The sequence below is a fragment of the Carboxydocella sporoproducens DSM 16521 genome (assembly GCF_900167165.1).
GTDB lineage: Bacteria > Bacillota.
On the sequence record NZ_FUXM01000004.1, the window covers coordinates 113,658 to 131,264 of the forward strand.

General features: G+C 47.5%; 14 protein-coding genes. 1 reads left to right on the forward strand and 13 read right to left on the reverse strand.

The genetic code is table 11. From position 1 onward, the window contains the following. Positions 1 to 13 precede the first annotated feature (13 nt). A complete protein-coding gene (locus B5D20_RS03060) occupies positions 14 to 1,816 on the forward strand; it encodes a TIGR04190 family B12-binding domain/radical SAM domain protein (RefSeq protein WP_078664744.1) in 1,803 nt (600 codons plus the stop codon). A gap of 41 nt (positions 1,817 to 1,857) precedes the next feature. On the opposite strand, the gene B5D20_RS13625 is transcribed toward B5D20_RS03060, so the two are convergent. From B5D20_RS13625 to B5D20_RS03120, 13 genes are all read right to left on the reverse strand, one after another. After that, a complete protein-coding gene (locus tag B5D20_RS13625) occupies positions 1,858 to 2,085 on the reverse strand; it encodes a hypothetical protein (RefSeq protein WP_143311782.1) in 228 nt (75 codons plus the stop codon). Positions 2,086 to 2,670: 585 nt separating this feature from the next. Then, positions 2,671 to 4,869, reverse strand: coding sequence for an S-layer homology domain-containing protein (locus B5D20_RS03065; RefSeq protein WP_078664745.1), 2,199 nt, complete (start codon positions 4,867 to 4,869; stop codon positions 2,671 to 2,673). A 39-nt stretch (positions 4,870 to 4,908) separates the two neighbouring features. After that, on the reverse strand, positions 4,909 to 5,760 hold the full coding sequence (locus B5D20_RS03070; RefSeq protein ID WP_078664746.1) for a hypothetical protein: 852 nt from the start codon (positions 5,758 to 5,760) through the stop codon (positions 4,909 to 4,911). Between the two features lie 39 nt (positions 5,761 to 5,799). Beyond that, positions 5,800 to 6,129: a hypothetical protein gene (locus B5D20_RS03075; protein WP_078664747.1), complete on the reverse strand. Its 330-nt coding sequence runs from the start codon at positions 6,127 to 6,129 to the stop codon at positions 5,800 to 5,802. 1 nt (position 6,130) lies between these two features. Then, positions 6,131 to 7,585, reverse strand: a complete 1,455-nt coding sequence (locus B5D20_RS03080; RefSeq protein WP_078664748.1) for a B12-binding domain-containing radical SAM protein — start codon at positions 7,583 to 7,585, stop codon at positions 6,131 to 6,133. Positions 7,586 to 7,589: 4 nt separating this feature from the next. Continuing rightward, on the reverse strand, positions 7,590 to 8,336 hold the full coding sequence (locus B5D20_RS03085; protein WP_078664749.1) for a heme lyase CcmF/NrfE family subunit: 747 nt from the start codon (positions 8,334 to 8,336) through the stop codon (positions 7,590 to 7,592). Continuing rightward, complete coding sequence (locus B5D20_RS03090) at positions 8,318 to 9,424, reverse strand: cytochrome c biogenesis protein ResB (protein ID WP_078664750.1); 1,107 nt, start codon at positions 9,422 to 9,424, stop codon at positions 8,318 to 8,320. The genes B5D20_RS03085 and B5D20_RS03090 overlap by 19 nt, the downstream gene beginning before the upstream one ends. Continuing rightward, on the reverse strand, positions 9,376 to 9,828 hold the full coding sequence (locus B5D20_RS03095) for a hypothetical protein (RefSeq protein WP_078664751.1): 453 nt from the start codon (positions 9,826 to 9,828) through the stop codon (positions 9,376 to 9,378). Before B5D20_RS03095 ends, B5D20_RS03090 begins: the two co-directional genes overlap by 49 nt. A gap of 20 nt (positions 9,829 to 9,848) precedes the next feature. Continuing rightward, on the reverse strand, positions 9,849 to 10,673 hold the full coding sequence (gene ccsA / locus B5D20_RS03100) for a cytochrome c biogenesis protein CcsA (protein WP_078664752.1): 825 nt from the start codon (positions 10,671 to 10,673) through the stop codon (positions 9,849 to 9,851). Then, positions 10,673 to 11,797, reverse strand: coding sequence for a cytochrome c biogenesis ResB family protein (locus B5D20_RS03105; protein WP_078664753.1), 1,125 nt, complete (start codon positions 11,795 to 11,797; stop codon positions 10,673 to 10,675). The genes ccsA and B5D20_RS03105 overlap by 1 nt, the downstream gene beginning before the upstream one ends. Before the next feature lie 13 nt (positions 11,798 to 11,810). After that, the gene (locus B5D20_RS03110) at positions 11,811 to 16,271 is read right to left on the reverse strand and encodes a cytochrome c3 family protein (protein WP_078664754.1); all 4,461 of its coding nucleotides are present in this window, start codon (positions 16,269 to 16,271) and stop codon (positions 11,811 to 11,813) included. Positions 16,272 to 16,286: 15 nt separating this feature from the next. Beyond that, positions 16,287 to 17,201 (reverse strand): NHL repeat-containing protein, encoded by a 915-nt coding sequence (locus B5D20_RS03115; protein ID WP_078664762.1) that lies wholly within the window; start codon positions 17,199 to 17,201, stop codon positions 16,287 to 16,289. Positions 17,202 to 17,319: 118 nt separating this feature from the next. Continuing rightward, on the reverse strand, positions 17,320 to 17,583 hold the full coding sequence (locus tag B5D20_RS03120; RefSeq protein WP_078664755.1) for a hypothetical protein: 264 nt from the start codon (positions 17,581 to 17,583) through the stop codon (positions 17,320 to 17,322). Positions 17,584 to 17,607: the final 24 nt, after the last annotated feature.

Here is a 17,607-nt window from a genome sequence, read left to right on the forward strand (position 1 = left end):
GGAGGCCTGACCGATGAAAAGACTCTTCTCCACTGATGTGGTCTTTTTGCACGCCCCGAGCGTCTATGATTTCCGGCGGGATACCATTTTCTTCGGGCCCATCAGTGATGTGGTACCCTCCTCGCCGGCCTTCGAAATGTATCCCATGGGCATTACCAGCCTGGCTGAAACCCTGGAGAAAAATGGCTACAATGTGCGCATTGTCAACCTGGCCTACCTGATGCTGCGGGACCCGGATTTTGACCCGGAAAAGCTGATCGCTCGCCTCAAGCCCAGGTTGTTCGCCATTGACCTGCACTGGTTACCCCATGCCCATGGCAGCCTGGAAGTGGCCCAGCTCTGCAAAAAGTATCATCCGGATATCCCTGTGGCTTTTGGCGGCTTATCCTCTTCCTACTATCATGAGGAATTGATCAGCTATCCTTATGTGGATTTTGTCCTGCGGGGTGATTCCACCGAAGAGCCGATGCGGCAACTGGTCAGCAGCCTGCGCCAGGGCCAGGCGGATTTCAGCTCTATCCCCAACCTGACCTGGAAAAAACCCGACGGGCAGCCGGTGGTCAACCCCCTGACCTGGATTCCCGATAACCTGGATTACACTACCATTCCCAGTTATCGCTATGTGATGGGCTCAGTCTTTAAATACGGTAGTTTACATAACACCATGCCCTACCTGGACTGGCTGAGCTATCCCATTACCGCCCTGCTTACCGCCCGGGGCTGTACCCAGAACTGTTCCATCTGCGGGGGTTCCCGCTCCGCCTATGCCAGAATCTGCGGCCGTCAGAAACCGGCTTACCGCTCACCAAAGGCCCTGGTGGAAGATATCCGCTTTATTAAGTCTTTTGGCAAAGCACCGATTTTTATCTTGCACGACATCCGCCAGGCCGGAATGGATTATGCCCGGGAATTTTTCGGTTTGTTGAAAAAAGAAAGGATCCCCAATGAGTTGATTATCGAGCTCTTTTTCCCGGCCGATGAAGAATATTTCCGCCTGATTAGTGAAAGTGTGCCCAGGTTCAGTCTGGAACTGACCATCGAGACCCATGAGGAACATTTGCGGCGCCTGAACGGCAAGTTCAAGTGCAGTAACGCTGCAGTAGAAGCTACTATTGCGGCAGCTCTAAAATATAACTGCCGCAAAATCGATCTCTTCTTTATGACCGGTATCCCCGGCCAGACTTACCAGAGCGCTCTGGCCAGTATCGACTATTGCCGGCAGCTACTGGAGAAGTTCAATGGGGATAAACGGCTCTCCTTGTTTATTGCACCTCTGGCTCCCTTTCTCGATCCAGGCAGCCCGGCTTTTGAAAACCCGGAAAAGTACGGGTATATCAAGCACTGCCAGACCCTGGAGGATCACCGTCAGGCTTTAACCCGGCCCAGCTGGAAGCATATTCTCAGTTATGAAACTACTACTATGAGCCGGGACGAGATTGTAGAAGCTACCTATGAGGCCGCCTACCGGTTGAATGAGCTGAAACGGGAATATAACCTGATTCCGGAAGAAGTATATGAGGATATTCGCTATCGTATTACCCAGGCCCGGCAGATTATCGCCGAAATTGACCGTATCCTGCTCATTCCCGATGAAGAGGTTCGCCAGCTTAGTCTGCAAAAGTTGAAAGCCAGAGTAGCAGAGCTGAATCGCCATACCATCTGTGGCAAGGATGAGCTGAAATGGCCTCTGCGCCGCCGTTTTGCCGGATTGTGGTCCCTGGGTAAACTGTTGACAATGCTTTTTCTGGAGGAAGTAAAGCGAGTGGGATTGCGCCTGCGGGGTAACTATGACCAGCATCCGCTGGAAATGGGGTAAAGAAAAGAGGGGGTTGCTGGCCCCCTCTTTCCTTTTTAAAGTTATGGGATACTGTAGATAATCTTAGATTGATTATCTAATGCGGTAATGGATTTAACCCCATTCACCGCTTCCTCGGTAATGGCTAAAAAATCACCGTTTACTTTATTTGATATTGAGCCACCGCCACCTATGGACAACTGTTCATTTAAAGATGTTTTTGCAATTCCTCCGCCTCCACCTAAAAGTCTAATATCTGTGCCATTTACTTTAAATAACCTATAATCCACATGATGGCCGTCAGATAGATCATAAGAAAACAGAGCAATTTTCCCATTCCTGAAATCCTTAACCTGGATTAATTTAAAAATTATCGTTTCCGGGAAGATCTTTCTTAAGCAAAAAAATTAGCTGATTGTTACTAAATGATTTAGGCTGACTTGTCGCGCAACCCAGAACCGAAAATGAAACCAGACAAACTAGAAGAAGTAGTTGAAAGTACTTCATTGCTTTAACTCCTTTTCTGAACCGCCACTCTAGGATAATGTCTCTTATTTTTTATTGCGTAAATAAAAATATATTATTATACCTGGAGGAAAAAAGGACTATTATACTACAAAATATAGCTGATTTTACTGTATTCCCATGATAACGTGCGTCTCTGAAGATAAATACTGCAATACAAAGTATTATTCCTAAAAGAATTATATTAATTAAGTTAAAAATATGAAATGCTATCATTTTCCCCTCACATTTACAAATATTTTACGACTATTTATCCAGAGCTTTTCCTAATAAGATTGCCAATACAGACTCTATACAATTTACTCAGTGCAGTTAGCATAAAAAAAGAGGGGGAGCTCCCCCTCATCTGATTATTGCAGCCACCTGCTGACCATTACCATATTTTCAACTCTTTTGGCATATCGAAAAGGAAACCCTTGCTGTAAATTATATTTAGTCCAGCCTTTCTCCGCAGCAAGCTGCCAGTCAGTCTCCAATCCCTGGTTTTCTCCGCTGGTTAACAGATTGCGTATCCGGTAGGCTCTGGCCAAAATCATAATCGCTTCCGCTCTGGTGATAGGCTTACTGGGTTCAAAGCGGTTGGAACCGACTCCGTAAACCAGACCGAGGGAACGGGCCTGGTTTATAGCAACAGCATACCATGCCGCTGGATGAATATCGGCAAAGTCTGCAGCCTGACCTCCTGCCGGCCAGGGAAAAGCTCGCATCAACAGACTGATAAATTCTGCCCTGGTCATGTTATCTCCAGGGCGTAAGCCCCGCTCATCTCCTTTAATAATGCCCGCAACCCAGAGCGGGCCAATTTCCGGCAGTGCCCACTGGTAAGCGCTCCCCAGTTTCTCCCTCAAGCCCATATATCGGTCATCCATACTGTTTGGTGATGAGCCATCTTCATCATCGCCTGTATCCTGTGGTACAGGGGGGTTATCTTGCTGAAAATAGACCCAGTCGGCAAACAGGGGCCTTTCCACCTCGCCAGCAGGAGTGCCTGATACGGCTATGCGGTTCCAGCCCGGCAGAAGGTTGAGAGCTATCTGCTTGTTCCCCGAAGCATCGGCTGTTTGCTGAATTTCCTGGCCATTTAACCAGATGCTAATAGCAGACTCAGCTGCCAGATGGCTGAATAGCAACCTCCCATCCCTGTCCAAACTGCAATAGGGAGTGGATTGCGGGTCCAGCCAGAGATTGCGTTTGATCAGGGTCTGTTTTCCCTCTTTCTCCGCGAGTACGTTGATTGTATTGATTCCGGGATTGAGTTGCAGCTCATAAGTCCAGTATCCGCCTGTTGTGGTCACAACAGCATTATTAATTTTCACTGTCGCTCCCTGATCGGCCCAGCCTTTGAGTAAATAGGATGATGAGGCAAATGCCATTTGGTCCGGCAAATTTTCCAGTCTCAACTCCGGCCCGGCGTCCGGAATTAAACCATAAACCAAAGCAAATGGCTGCGGTCCTTGAATCAGAGATACAGCCTCCACCGTGATGCGATATTCAGTCCCGGGTTGCAGGTTGCTCAACAGAATTCTTTCGCAGTTATCAGTATTATTTTCTGCCCCCGCTGAATCCGCCAAATCGTTGGGGGTGTAGATTCTGAGCAGATTCTGACCGCTTTCCTGGTCATAGATATCGGCCCGCACATCCAGGTTTAAATCATTGACTAACGATCCGTCCCCTATTTCCGCCGGATAATCCATCCAGGTTAAAACTACTGCCAGGCGGTACCCTGTCGGAATCGACGCTGGCGAGACCCAGGAAAAGGTTTGGGATGGCGTCTCCTCAGTCAATTCTCCCTGTATGAATTCCAGCTCATCCCATGCCTGATTTAATGAGTGAGGCCTGAAAAAACCATACCCCCTTTCTTCTACCGAAGAATACTGTTCCGGATAGGCTGCAGCCACAGCTATTGCTTTCAATAATGCCCCGATAGGCTCGATACCGGCCTCCAGCAGTTTTTGCCGCCATTGGTCTAAATGAACCTTGACCCAGGTAGCAGCATATAAAGTGCCATGTGCAGGTTGATAGCCCTGGGGAGTTAAGGTCGCCCACCATTCCGCAGGAGCTAAAATGTCTGGTTTAATCCGATCCAGAGCCGGTCCGCCTGTGCTAAATTCTGCTTTTCTCCAACTATCATAGACATTGGCAGTTACTGAATTTCCCCAGGGCAAGCTCTGGCTGCCACCCACTACCAGCGCGTTTTTGGCCACGGCCGGTGCCAGCAAATTTCTGTATCCCGCCCGGTCTCCGGCAGGAAATACCAATAACGCCCGGGGATTATCCCAGAGAAACTGGTCCACCATTTGACTTTCCGACAGATAATCATCATTAATGCCCTCTGGATAAGGTGGTTCCCACTGATCAACAATAATGCTTTCTCCCTGTTGATAGATATCCTGCCAGATGGCTGGCCTGTTTGTTCCTGGAAGAACGGCTACTTCTTTAGCTTGAGGCCACTCCTCCCAGACAGGCATCCCGGCAGCTGCTGGCATCGGCAAAAGCTGACCCAGAAGCAATAATAATACAAGACCAGGACAAATAATTCTCTTTCTCATCCCTATCACCTCCGCTCCTAAGATAAAACCCTCCGGGATTTAATCCGAGAGGGTAACACGCTGTTCACCGATATATATGTCAAAAGTTCTTGAAGGAACGGAACAGTTACCGGCATGATCAATCAATATGGCAGTTAACCTGTAATTACCTTCCGGTAATGGTTGCGCCGGCCTGGCCCACCATACGCCACCGATAAAATCCACTACTCCTTCCATTAATAAATCTCCTGTCTCGGTTTTAATCTGGACCCGTTCCCAGTCTAGGCCCCAGCCTGGCGGAAGAACGCCAAAAATCAGCGGAATTTTCCCTAATATCTCTTTGTCTTCCACTTCGGCAATCCATAATGGTAATGGCGGATAAGCCGGTGCTACTGTATCCTTCAGAACATTTGTGCTTAAAACTTGCCCGGTACTGGCGATGGCTTTAACCTGAGTTATTCCATCGGGGCAAAAAGCCAGATCAAATTTTTCGGAAAAAAAACCTTCTGCATCAGTTGCCACAAAGCCAAGGCTAACTCCATAAACTTCAACTTCTACACTGGAGTTGGGTTCGGCAAAACCATAAATTTCCACATCAGTGACATTAGAAGCATTAATGGCCCCACCGGTAACAGCCACAAATCTGTCAACCCCCGATTGGCTTATTTCAGGTTCAGTTTTAACCAGCAGTTCATCTGTTGCGACCGGTACACTTTCTTCAGCATACACATCCTGGTTGACTTCTTGAGAAGGTTCTTGAGGTACATCCTGAGGCACTCCCTGTTTTTCTTGATAGACTTGTTCATACACTGCTTCCGGTACTGTTTCTTCTGCCAGGCCAAATGGCAGCATGATAAAAAAAGACAGCAGGATAATCAGTGCTAAACTTACCAGTCGGCTGAGCTTGATCATTACTCTCGCCTCACCATTAAAAGCTTATTATAATTTACTTCAATATTTTTTGACAAAATCCTGCTGTTTTCGCCAATAAAATATACCAAAACATATCACTATAAATATTAAGATATGTTTAAACACTAAAAACATAACCAGGCCCTTTTGCTGGGCCGGCAGTAATTCCATTGTTGTAAAAAAGATAGTCCTGGGTATACCAGTAAGGATGATAAACAATAGGGCCAGTTTAAGCTGCTGTTTAAACCAGTCCCTGGCGTTGGTCGGTAAAAAGCTATACCAGCGATAACCTACCCAGGCCAATGCCGCAAAATAGCCGGTTATCAGATCATGAGCGTAATTATTAAAAGTCAGTAACAATTTAAGCACTTTAAACCACCCCGGTCTTGCTCAATAATTCCTTGATTTTTTGCGGCATTCCCCCGAGCTTATTTACATGCTGGGTAATAAAAGAATTTTTCAATATCACCCGCATTGAACGAAATAAATAGTCTCTTTTAAATCCTGCAGGCAGCTGAGCCCATTGCCCCAGTTTATGAAAATAAAATTCTTTATAACATGCCAGAACCGCATCCATCAGCTCGTTTCTGCTCATGGTCCGGGAGCGCATAACCGGTTCCACCAGGTTGTACTTTGCATAATCTTCTGTTTCTATATATGGGACAAGCTGGTTATATATATCAGCATAAGGCCAGGGAGCCAGTAAAAGAAAATGGGCAAAATCAGGATTATATATTTTGGCCAGCTCCAGTGTGCGAGCAATAGATTCGGGGGTTTCTTCCGCAGTACCCAGGACAAAGGAGGTTTCTGAAACTATATCATGGCTGTTGATTATCTCTAGAGCCTCCATTGACTGGTTTAATTGAATCCCTTTCTGAAACAGATCCAGCCTTTCCTGTTCTGTCGATTCTACACCCACATAAATATGGACTATCCCCGCCTGCCGGTATTTGGCCATTAAGTCTCTGTCTCGAACAACATCATCAACCCGGGTTTCAAGGAGCAACTTCAAGTCCAATTTCCGCCAGCAGAGCCAGTCCAAAATAGCTTCCCAGCGCTGCCGGTCAGCTGTGGGATACTCATCGGCTATTAAAAGCACATTCACCCCATACCGGGTTGCCAGAAGCTCAATTTCCCGACATACCGCCTCAGCACTACGCCCCCGCCATTTTTGCTGCCAGTATTTCTGTTGTGAGCAAAAACTGCAATTATGCTGACAGCCCCGGCTGGTTGAAATCACGCCCAGGCGGGAACCAGGGAAAATATAATAGGTATAATCCTGCCATTCCACCAGATCCCAGGCCCCTTCGATTCGATCCAAATCCTGAATAAAGGGGGCCTGTCCGGTAGTAACAATCTGCCCGCTGGTAGCTCGAAAAGCCAGGCCGGCTATCTCCTGCCATTTCTCTCTGCTGTTCAGCACTGCCATCAGCCGGGGTAGCACCTCTTCCCCTTCTCCTCGCACAACCACATCGATCCAGGGACAATCCGTCAAAACCTCTTCCCACATAAAGGTGGGGTGAACTCCCCCTATTATGGTTACACAGTTTGGTATGAGTTTTTTAACCTGCTTCAACAAAGCAGCAGCAGCAGGAAAGGTAGAAGTGTAGGCAGTAGAAGCTACTGCTTTTGGCTGTCTTGCTGCCAGCTCCTGACCTATACGCCGAACCGAGTGCCTTTTGGTCATAGCATCATAGATCTGGACCCGAACCCCATGTCGCCTCAATTCCCCTGCTATATAAACAAAACCACAATTCAACCAGCTGCCCGCTGACTCTACTACCCCACAGTGATAATCCGGGGTAACCAGAACAAGATCAAGCATGATATCACCTCATAAATTGCAAATCGAAAACATGAAAGCTGCCTGTAATCAATAAAAGAAAAAGTCCGAAAAAAGCTACCAGCAACAGCAGCGGAATTATCCTCACCAGCCATAACCCTATCAAGGGAAATTCAGATTGAAAATGCAGATAATGAAGGGTCCAGGCATTGGTTAGCCAGACCAGAAGGGAAACCACCTCAATAAAATCCCAGCGCCACCAGCTGCCGAACAACAAATGCTGATACCACATTCCTGTAGCCAGCATGGCTGTCCAGGCAAAAAAAGCCAAATTTAAATAATTAAGCAGGGAGCGACGCCATCTTGGCTGGCTTCTCTTTTCCGCCTTTGACCAGGCCAGCACCCAGGCTGACCAGAAAGCAGTAAAACCAAGCCAGGCAAAAAAGGCATGAACATCTACCCACCAGGAACGTTCTGAGATAGTAAGAGGAACAGGCAAACGGTTAAACCACCAGCCATAGCTTAGCAATAGAGCCGCAATTGCCAGGAGAGGGGAAAAACGATTTAAAAAATAGGTCGTGATCAGAAACCAGGCGCCTGCCAGGGAATTTTCGAAAATTCCGAATACCGGCGGATGCCCGCTCAGTTGCCAGCGCCAGCCAATAAAAAACGTAAGGGCCAACCAGCCTGCCCCTGCCAGCCCGAGTTCAATTATATTTTGCTTTCGCCAATGAAAGAGTAAGGCCAGCAATAACAGGCCAACCATCAACCAGATCAGCTGTTCTCCTGCCACCGGCCTTTCCCCCTTTCCCAGCGAATATAGGTCAAAATCAAGCTGGCCGTAACTACCGTGAGCAGTGCCACTTTCAGATAGGGCAAACTTTTATCCCGCACCAGCCAGAAATGGCCATAATAACGAATTTCCGGAAATGAAAGCCGGTAACCCTGAACTTCCAGCTCATCTCCAGGACGTAAAAAACCCTTGGCCAGTAAAGCCCCCTCCGGATCTTTTTCCTTTTTGCTTTTCTCCAGAACATAAACATATAGCAAAGGCTGGCGCAAATTCATACTCCGATTGTTTACCTTGTTGCCTTTCAGCTCGGCATCCGGCCAGACCAGCAGATGGACCTCCCAGTTCAAATTTTCCAGAGCGAACCAATCTTCTTGCCCCGGCGGAAAGACCGTCAAATTGACGAAAGAACCGCTCACCAGCCTCCCCTGCTTGTCTAGAACTTGATAACGAGGGGCATAGCCAAAACCCTGCAAACCGATGGTTAAATTATCCTGAACCAGGGGTTGCCCCAGTCGCAAGGAAACGGTTTTTTCCGGTTGACTGGAACCATAAGATATTTTAGCCAGCAGATCAGTGAATAAAAGTTTATCCTCCCAGAATTCCGGCCGGATAAAATCCAGCCGCCAGATAATCTTCGGCAACCGACCCTCGGCCATCATCTCCCGTTCAGGAGTAACATAGCTGATTCTCCGGGATAAATCCAGGGTTTGGCCTTCGGTGACAATAAACTCCACTTTCGGCTCAGAGTGCCGGGCAAGCACGCCGGCTATTATTAGCAAAATTAGAGCGGCATGCATAAGCCAGGAAAGCCAGCGGTAAATAGCTTTTCCCCCTTGCCGCGCCCAGAAAAACAGACACAGGCACAGATTAAGCATGAAAAACCAGTATACAGGCAGGAACACCCACCCGGAGGCAGCCATATTGCGAATCCGCCAGGCTGGAACTCCGTAAATTTGAAAGGGTACCAGCCAGATCAGATAAACTGCAATCAGCAACCCCAGCGCCCAGTGAGCCGCCCGGCGCGAGCCTATCGCCCTGATTATTTTTCTTCCCTTTTCTCCAAAATTTCCACCCTGTCCACCAACCATCGTTTATCTCCTTTTACGGGTGTTAAGTAATATTTCACCCGGTATTCTCCCTGGCGCCAGTCATCCACTGCTTTTCTGGTCACAGTGTCCAGATGGCGATAACGCCATTTTTCGCTGGTAAATACCACTACCATGTCCTGGCTTTTTTCCGTTTTTTCTAATTTCAGTTCCAGCAGTTGATTTTCGATAACTTTTTTCTTTTGCTGCCAGTAAAGGATATAGGTCAAAATCCTTGACTGCTCTTTAGCAGTAGCGATCCGGGTCATCAATTCCGGCTGAGGGCGTAGCAGAGCGATAGCTAAAGTTTCATTATAATCCTTAACCGTCTCCAGATATGCTTTTTCTCCCCGGCTACAACCGCTTAAAATCAGGACAATAAGCAGCATCAGCCCGATTTTTTTCATCCTTCTCGTCCTTTCCTGTTTCAAAGCAAAGGTGTATGCACACCTGTTCCCATGCCGATTCCCCAGAAGGTAATCACGACGGTGATAACCGCCAGTACAGCGAGCCAGGCCAGGCGCCGGTCAGAACATTTCAGTGTCAGGCGCCAGTGAATAACCAGACCGTACATCAACCAGCAGATCAATGACCAGATCTCAATGGGATCCCAGCTCCAGTAAGCCCCCCAGAGGGAATGGGCCCAGATCGCACCAGCGGCTATCATCAAGCCCTGGCTGATAAACCCGAATAATAGCAGTCCCAGAATAATCTCCGCCAGTATTTCAGGAACAGGAAAATTACGGCGGATAAATGCCTGCCATTTTCCAGCTTTATCAGGCTGAAAAGTAAGATAGACGACCGCCAGAAAAGCCGCGATGAGAAAGGAGCCAAAGGCCAGCCAGGCAAAACCGACATGAATCCAGAGCCAGTTACTTTGATAGGGAGGCGATAACGGTAAAGCCGGCTGCTTGATGGACATGCCTACACCCAGAATAAAAATTATCAGTGGGTTGACCAGCACTCCCAAAGCCTTAAAGCGGCCTGTTTTCCATGCCCCGAAAATATAGGTAGCATGGATGGCCCAGGCCCCCATCAATGAATTTTCATAATTCCCTTCCACCGGCGGATGGCCTGACTGCCACCAGCGCCAGATGATCGCCCCGGTATGGGCGGCAAAAGCAAGCAAATTACTATGCCAGCCCCAGTCTGTCCATTGGCTTTTCTTAAACACCACACTGGCCAGAAAAGCGGCAAAACTGAAGAGATAAGTAAACATTGCAATCCAGAGCAAAGTGCCTTCAATGATCATTATTTGCCCCCATTTCCCAGTTCAGATATTTCCTGTAGTAGTGAGTGCCCGGAATATTTATGGGCAATCCAGAGTTCATCCTCTCCTTCTTTCTTGCGCAACACTACCATAACCTGGGGATAGCGAAATCTTAGAACCAGGCCCATTGTGGCCAGGAGAAAACCTGAATAGATAAGCGGCAAACCTGGCTCTTTTGTAATCCTGAAGTATCCCCAGCGCCGCCAGTCCCCGAAGTGAACAACGCCCTTTGCTCCCTTCCAGGTCTGACCGGTGCTGAGTTCTATTCGCTCCCCCTGCCAGTTTAAAATTATTTGCGCATTTTTTTCATCTACCTTCATCTGGATACCTATTTTTTCGCCATCAGGCAAAATGATCGCATCGACAGTACTGGGATCGGGTACAACCAGGTTTACGTATGCTTGCACCTGCAGGCGACCATCCCGGTCATAGATCTCAAGATATGGCGCCAGTCCCACGCGTTGCAAGGTTAATTGATAACCTTCAATTGTTAAAGGCTGGTTAACAGCTCCGGTCAGTCCAGACCAGACCGCGCCTTTTCTGTAGCTAAGAGCCATTTGATACTGGGTCAATACCCCTTGTTCCCGAATCGGTCTGAGCCAGTCCAAACTTACTTCAATTCCCGTTCCGGTAAGCAATTCACCGGTTTGCCCCTCTGTCAACAAGAGCTCGCTTTTGACATCTAACGCAGCCGAAAGGATGGCCCCGCAGACCAGGAGTACCAGTGCCCCATGGAAAACCAGGGAGCCCCACCAGCCCCTGGTACCACTTTGCCAGTACCAGCCCGCATTTCCGGGTAATTTTTTTCCCTCCAGGCCTTTTCTCTGTAACAGACTGTCTAGCGAATGCCGATCAAGGTTGTCAAAAGTTCTTTTGATCCAGGCCGCCCCGCGGGGTTTACCATTGACTCGTTCATTCCGCCAGCGTTCCCAGGTACAGACCGTTGTACTGAGCAGCAAAAGGAGATTAGGCCCCCAGTACCAGAGGGTACCGGGGACAGGCACCATTTCAGGCATTACCTGATAAAAGATCAGATAACCGGCGCTATAGGCCAATAAGAACAAGGCCAGACGGCGTGACAGCAACAGTTTTTTCAGTTTATCCATAGTTATCCTCACTTTAATAGTAGTAATTAGGGCTCTGGCTTTGTCCACTATGGCCTTTGGTGCAAGCTGCCACAGAATCGGGAGTACTGGTTGTCCAGCAGCTTACACTGGAGCCGTTGGTTTGGCCAAGAGTATGTCCAACCCAGTTGGCGCCATTCGTAAAACGCTTGCCCATCTGGCTGGTTCCGCCTGAGCCCACTCCCATAACACTACCATGAATGCCGCCTGGTTCCCGGCCGCCATGACATCCCAGACAGCTGGGGCTTTCATAAATAGTTCCTAGCACCTTGTTTCCCGAGGCCATGCATTTACCGATCGGGTTATCGGAACTTGTTTGAAAACCATGGTTGAATCGACTTAAGTTGGCGTTGGGAGGTGCAGTCATTCCAGTGCCATCCCCATAGACATCGGCCCGGTGGCAATTAACACAAAAGTTATTAACTTTCCGGTAATCAGTAACACCACCGCTAGAATTGTAAAAAGGCTGGGCGTCATTGTAATATGCACCCGGCTGGTTTAAACTTTTCACCCCGTTACTGGCGGTAGTAACCTGTCTGGGTTCAGCCTTGCGCAAGATCCATTTCTGGCTCGAACCATGAGGACCATCAGGTGGGTCATCAGAAGACGCATGACAATCAGTGCAGGTAACCAGGCTTTTCGTCCCCCAGCCATCTACAAAAGTGTGATCCAACCCGCTGGGAGTAATGTTATTGCTATATGGGTAATTAATGCCATCTCCGCCTTTATAGGTGGAGGTACTTGCTCGCCTGAAGCCGCTGCTGGACCAGTTTGTATTGGCATTAGAAGGTGGCTGGTTCAAACCTATTTCAAACAGCGGGTGGAAGGCATAGTTGCCGGGATTAAACTGCAAGCCTATATCCGGCTGCTCTCCAGTACCTGTATTGGTTATGGTAGTATTAAAGGGGAAACTGGTATTGGGAACTGTCGCTTTTGCCCCTGTATCACCTCTCTTAACATTACCGGTGCTGGTGTCTCCATCATCCCAAGCATAATCACTGTGGCACTTCAAACAAATCTGCCACTGAGCTTTCGGGGCATCAGTCCGGCTATAGGTGACCTTATCTGAAGCATTGCCTCCACCCCGTGATGAGTAGGTGATGGTAACATTCACTCCCCAGGTTCCGGCCAAAGAACCGCTAATGGTATCGTCCACCCACTGTCTGCCATCCCGGGTACCGTTAGCTCCAAAAGTAGTGCCGTCCCTGGATGTGCCCTGCCGGGCCTGGTGCGTATTGTGACAATCCTGGCACTCTGCATGACGGTCGCCATTATCCGGGGCCCAACCGGGATTGCTGCCCTCAACGGCCTGGTGTTTACCCCGCTTTACTGCGATCGGATGCTTGTAGGTCCGGCTAAAAACTTGCTGGATTCGTTGCGCAGTAGCTGACATGGCAGCCCCTTGACTGTTATCGATTTGTTTGTAGTAATCCTTGCCGCTGGAACCCGAATGACAACGATAGCAGAGATCTTCTTCCAGAGGCAGGACTGGATTGACTGCCCCCAGGTTGCCTAATATGCTTGTATTCGGCGAAACGTGCGGGCCAAATTTAAAGGGAGCGGCTGAAGTCTGATAATCATAGGGTATGCCTTTGGTATCATAGTCATTATGGCATTTCGTACAATTAGCGGCAAATTTTGTGCTATTATCAGCAGTTGAATCTTCAAATGTTGAATAAACCAGATAATTGTGTTTGGATTGATTATATTGAGCTGCATCTCCTATCGGCCTGGTGGTTTTGCTGGGATTGTAAGCCTTGGTCTGGGCATTGACATGACAGGAGAGACAGATGCCGCCAGTAGCATCATTGATAAAGTCGGTATTGACAGCCACCGGGCTGGTGCCATCAAACTTGGTTCTTAAATTAAAGGCTCGCTTTTGACCGCTGCCCAGATCAGGCCTGAATTTGTCGTGATCCACGTGGCACTGCAAGCAGTTCTTGGTCTGATTATAATTAGGGCTGTTGCTGATAACATGGTGAAAGTCCGCTGTATTCCCTATAGCCATCGGTTCCTGAATAACATTATGACACCAGATACAATCCATACCACCCCGCGATTCCCCCTTGGTGGGAGCATGAGCCGCCCGTCTGATTTGCTCTTCTTCTGTGCCGCTACCACCGTGACAATAGGAACAGCGGATACTGCCATCGGTATGGCCCAAACTTTTGTATTCATTCCAGGTGATAAAGGTTGTGTCGTTTTTGTTATACAAGTTGGTAGTACCATTATGACATCCCGTACAGAAGGCCCGTTCCTCGGAAACTGACAGGGTTGCCATTCCCGGGCTGGTCAGGACAATGGGATTGGGATTCGTCCCTACCTGTTCCCGCAACAGAATTTTATTGTTTGAGCCATGTTGAACGTGACAGACAGTACATGGAAGCTGATAGCCTACCGGAATAGGTGTGCCGTCAGCAAAGGTATGCCCTGAATATTTAACAAAATGGCCTTTATCTACACCCTGGGTGCCTTGCCCGCCATTGCTTGTCTTTCTATAGTACTGATAGATATCATAGTTTGACTGAACATATCCCTGTCCGCTGACAAAAGGCACCTGATGGCAGTTAAAGCAGAGTTGATAATCACCCGGAACCCCGGTCGTGGTTTTGCTGTTATAGGTATCCTTTAGTAAATAGGGAGGATTATCGGTTCTATTGCGATGGGGATTATGGCAATCATTACAGTAAACATCCTTTTCATCCCATAAATGCTCATAAGTAGAAGGGAATCCTTGAGCTTTCTGGGCGCTGGTGCCGTCATGACAGTTGGTGCAAACCTGGTTAACCAGTTCCGAAGTCAGCAAATATTTGCTGCCACCAGCATGGGCAGAGTGGCAAATGGCACAGGTTTTGGTTGATGAAACATAGGTACCATGAGGAACCGCTGTATCAGAATTGTTGATTGTATATTGCCAGGCAGTGGAATAGGTAGTGTTCCCGGCTTTGTCAACAAATACCGCTCGAATATACCAGGTGCCATTGCTTACCATGTTACTGCTCCAGGCTCTAGTCCAGGTGCCATTGGTGATGGTTCCGGAAGTCAAAGTCGCACCTGTAAAAGTATATACCCCTGCAGAAAAATCTGAGGTCTGGCTGACTTGAAAATCCACCCTATCAATCCCATAATTGTCCTGACCACTTGCTTGCAATTGGACCACATTGGTCAGGGTAGATAAGTTAGCCGGACTAACCATATTCACATTGGTTGGCGCATTGTTATCCACTGTATAAGTAAAATAGCCTGATGTCCCCGTGTTGGTGCCGTCACTGGCCTTCATTCTGACATAGTAGGTACCTGACAGGGCACGGGCATCCCAGTTAACCTGCCATAAGCCATCCCTGGCAGTGCCGCTGACCCTGGTAGCGCCGCTGATCACGGTCGGCGAAGTAAAACTTGTGTTACTGGCAACTTCAAAAGTAACAGAAGTAACTCCAACATCATCAGTAGCATTTCCTTTCAGCGTTACCGTCCCCCGCACTGTTGAGCCATTATCCGGCTTGCGCATGTTAGCAGTAGGGATATTTGCGGTAGTTTTGGCAGCACTGGTTTTGGGACCGGTAGAAACAATGCTTTGGTTTCCAGCTGCATCTACAGACAGCACCGCATAGTAATAAGTTTGTCCATCAACCAATGACGCAGAATCAGGATCATTCCAGGTGTTGCTGGTACCGCCAGAGGTGCCGCTGATCGTCGCAACCGGTGTCAACGAATCTATTATAGTGTTGGTAATGGGATCAGTTGAACGATAAATCTTGAAGGAGCTGATTGAACCAGAGTTATCCGGAGGATCGGGAGTTGTCCACCGCAGTGTCATCTGCGAGTTTTTGTATTCAACATCCAGGTCAGTAATTTGGTTGGGCTTCGTGCCGTCAGTTACAACCACCTGTAAAGACACAGACCCATATCTACCATTGGTAGCTCCACCAGTGATGAGGAAATTGTAGGTTCCCGGTACCGCCACCGTAGGTACATTCAGAATTCCCGGAATAACTTCCCAGCCGTTATTATCACTGTCGGTTATATCTGTACTTTTTGTCCTGAAATCCCGGGTCATATTAACATTTTTGCTATTCCAGCCGAATGCTCCACCGTTGCTTAAACGCAATTCTACAGGCGTATAAACAGTCCAGGTTTCAGTGCTGCTGGGATTAGCCTGATTTCCGGTAGGAGTAGCTCCAGCCGGATACACTACCCCTGCCCCGATTCTGCTTCCCGCTTGAGCGCCACTGACTTTGACGTAGAAAGTTAAAGAAGTGCCTGTGCTGATATTGACCGGACTGCCAAGGGGGGTAGTAGCACTTGCATTTGTGTATAAGTTTACCGTCAAACCACCGTTGGTGTGACAATTATTACATTGGGCAGTGGTCGCCTGTGTCCACTTTGCTTCTGCCGGTTCGGTCAGGCAAAGAACTATGAAAAGGTTAATATAGAGAAAAAATCTTTTTATCGACATAGTCCTCCCCCCGAACTATTTTATCGTGTAAATTATAACCCGCTGATTGCCAGCATCAGTCACCACCAGGTGCCCTGAATTATCGGCAGTAAGTCCGGTAGGAAATTTCCACTGGAAATTTCCATCTCCAAATTCACCGGTTATTTTCACCTGCCAGTTATCGGTATTTAACACCAACAAATTCGCTGACAAATTGCATAAAATCCAGATGTTGCCGTCAGTTCCCTTAACCAGGGCCCTGGGGCCAGCAGGCTGGTTTTCTGCCGGACTGTCCCAGACCAAAAAGGGCTTATCCTTTTTCCAAACACTCAAGCGGTTATTCAGGGTATCAGCCACCAAAAAACCGTCTTCTACCGGCAATACTCCATTAGGATAAGCGAAACCATTTATTGTCACAGTCCTCTGACCAGAGCCATACCTGACCAGTAACTTGCCGTTCCAATCAAAACAAAGAATACTATGCCCGCCGGCATCTGCTACCCAGATTTTGTTATCCTTGATCGCTATACCTGCAGGGCCTGATAATACCCCTTTTCCGAAGGAGCGCAATAATTTTCCTTCTTCATTAAAAACGTAAACTTGCTTGAGCCAGTTGTCACTAACAATCAGCTGTTCATCTGTCCAGGCCAACCCTACGGGATATTTTAAAATATTTTCACCTATCTCTTTTATAACTTTCCCGCCAAAATCATAAACTTGTATTTTGCCCTGTTTGGTAGCTACATATATTTTGTTCCCGACCAAAATCGCATTTTGGGGGGTATTTTTATTGGTATAAATGATTAAATTCAGTTTTAAAAACTGGTTTTTATCATCTATAATCGTTAATTGCCGTGGAGATTGTTTTAAAAAAAACCAGTATATAATCCCTCCGAATAATAAAGAAAATAAAAATATCAGGATAACCAGGTGCCTGTATTTCAGCTTCATTGATAATTCACCTCAGTTATATTATTCTTTTTTTTTTATGATTATCCTTCAATTAGTTTTAAATAAAAACAAGAACAAATTCGCCCTTCGGGCGACTTAAAAGAGTAAGCCGCAAAGCTTACTCTTTTTCCCCTTTATAAACCATGCCTCCAGGACAATAAGGACATTCCAAAATTGGCATTCCTGGTGAGCCCAAGTTATCCAATTTGTCCATAGCTTTCATCTCATCTACGATAAATGCTGGCACTTCCTCTTTATACCCACATTTCTGACAATGATAATTGTAATAGGTTTCCTTCTTCTGTCCTTCGAAGGGAAGCTCCCAGTCCAGCAGTAGATCTTCTATCTCGGCCATTTCGTTTTTTCTTTTCTTTTTCTTCAAAGTAAATCACACCATCCTTCTCAA

What these genes read in the sequence shown, in the direction of transcription:
- B5D20_RS03065 (WP_078664745.1), bottom strand. Translation starts at nt 4,869, where the DNA reads ATGAGAAAGAGAATTATTTGTCCTGGTCTTGTATTATTATTGCTTCTG.
- B5D20_RS03105 (WP_078664753.1), bottom strand. Translation starts at nt 11,797, where the DNA reads ATGGATAAACTGAAAAAACTGTTGCTGTCACGCCGTCTGGCCTTGTTC.
- B5D20_RS03070 (WP_078664746.1), bottom strand. Translation starts at nt 5,760, where the DNA reads ATGATCAAGCTCAGCCGACTGGTAAGTTTAGCACTGATTATCCTGCTG.
- B5D20_RS03115 (WP_078664762.1), bottom strand. Translation starts at nt 17,201, where the DNA reads ATGAAGCTGAAATACAGGCACCTGGTTATCCTGATATTTTTATTTTCT.
- B5D20_RS03060 (WP_078664744.1), top strand. Translation starts at nt 14, where the DNA reads ATGAAAAGACTCTTCTCCACTGATGTGGTCTTTTTGCACGCCCCGAGC.
- B5D20_RS03090 (WP_078664750.1), bottom strand. Translation starts at nt 9,424, where the DNA reads ATGGTTGGTGGACAGGGTGGAAATTTTGGAGAAAAGGGAAGAAAAATA.
- B5D20_RS03080 (WP_078664748.1), bottom strand. Translation starts at nt 7,585, where the DNA reads ATGCTTGATCTTGTTCTGGTTACCCCGGATTATCACTGTGGGGTAGTA.
- B5D20_RS03110 (WP_078664754.1), bottom strand. Translation starts at nt 16,271, where the DNA reads ATGTCGATAAAAAGATTTTTTCTCTATATTAACCTTTTCATAGTTCTT.
- ccsA (WP_078664752.1), bottom strand. Translation starts at nt 10,673, where the DNA reads ATGATCATTGAAGGCACTTTGCTCTGGATTGCAATGTTTACTTATCTC.
- B5D20_RS03095 (WP_078664751.1), bottom strand. Translation starts at nt 9,828, where the DNA reads ATGAAAAAAATCGGGCTGATGCTGCTTATTGTCCTGATTTTAAGCGGT.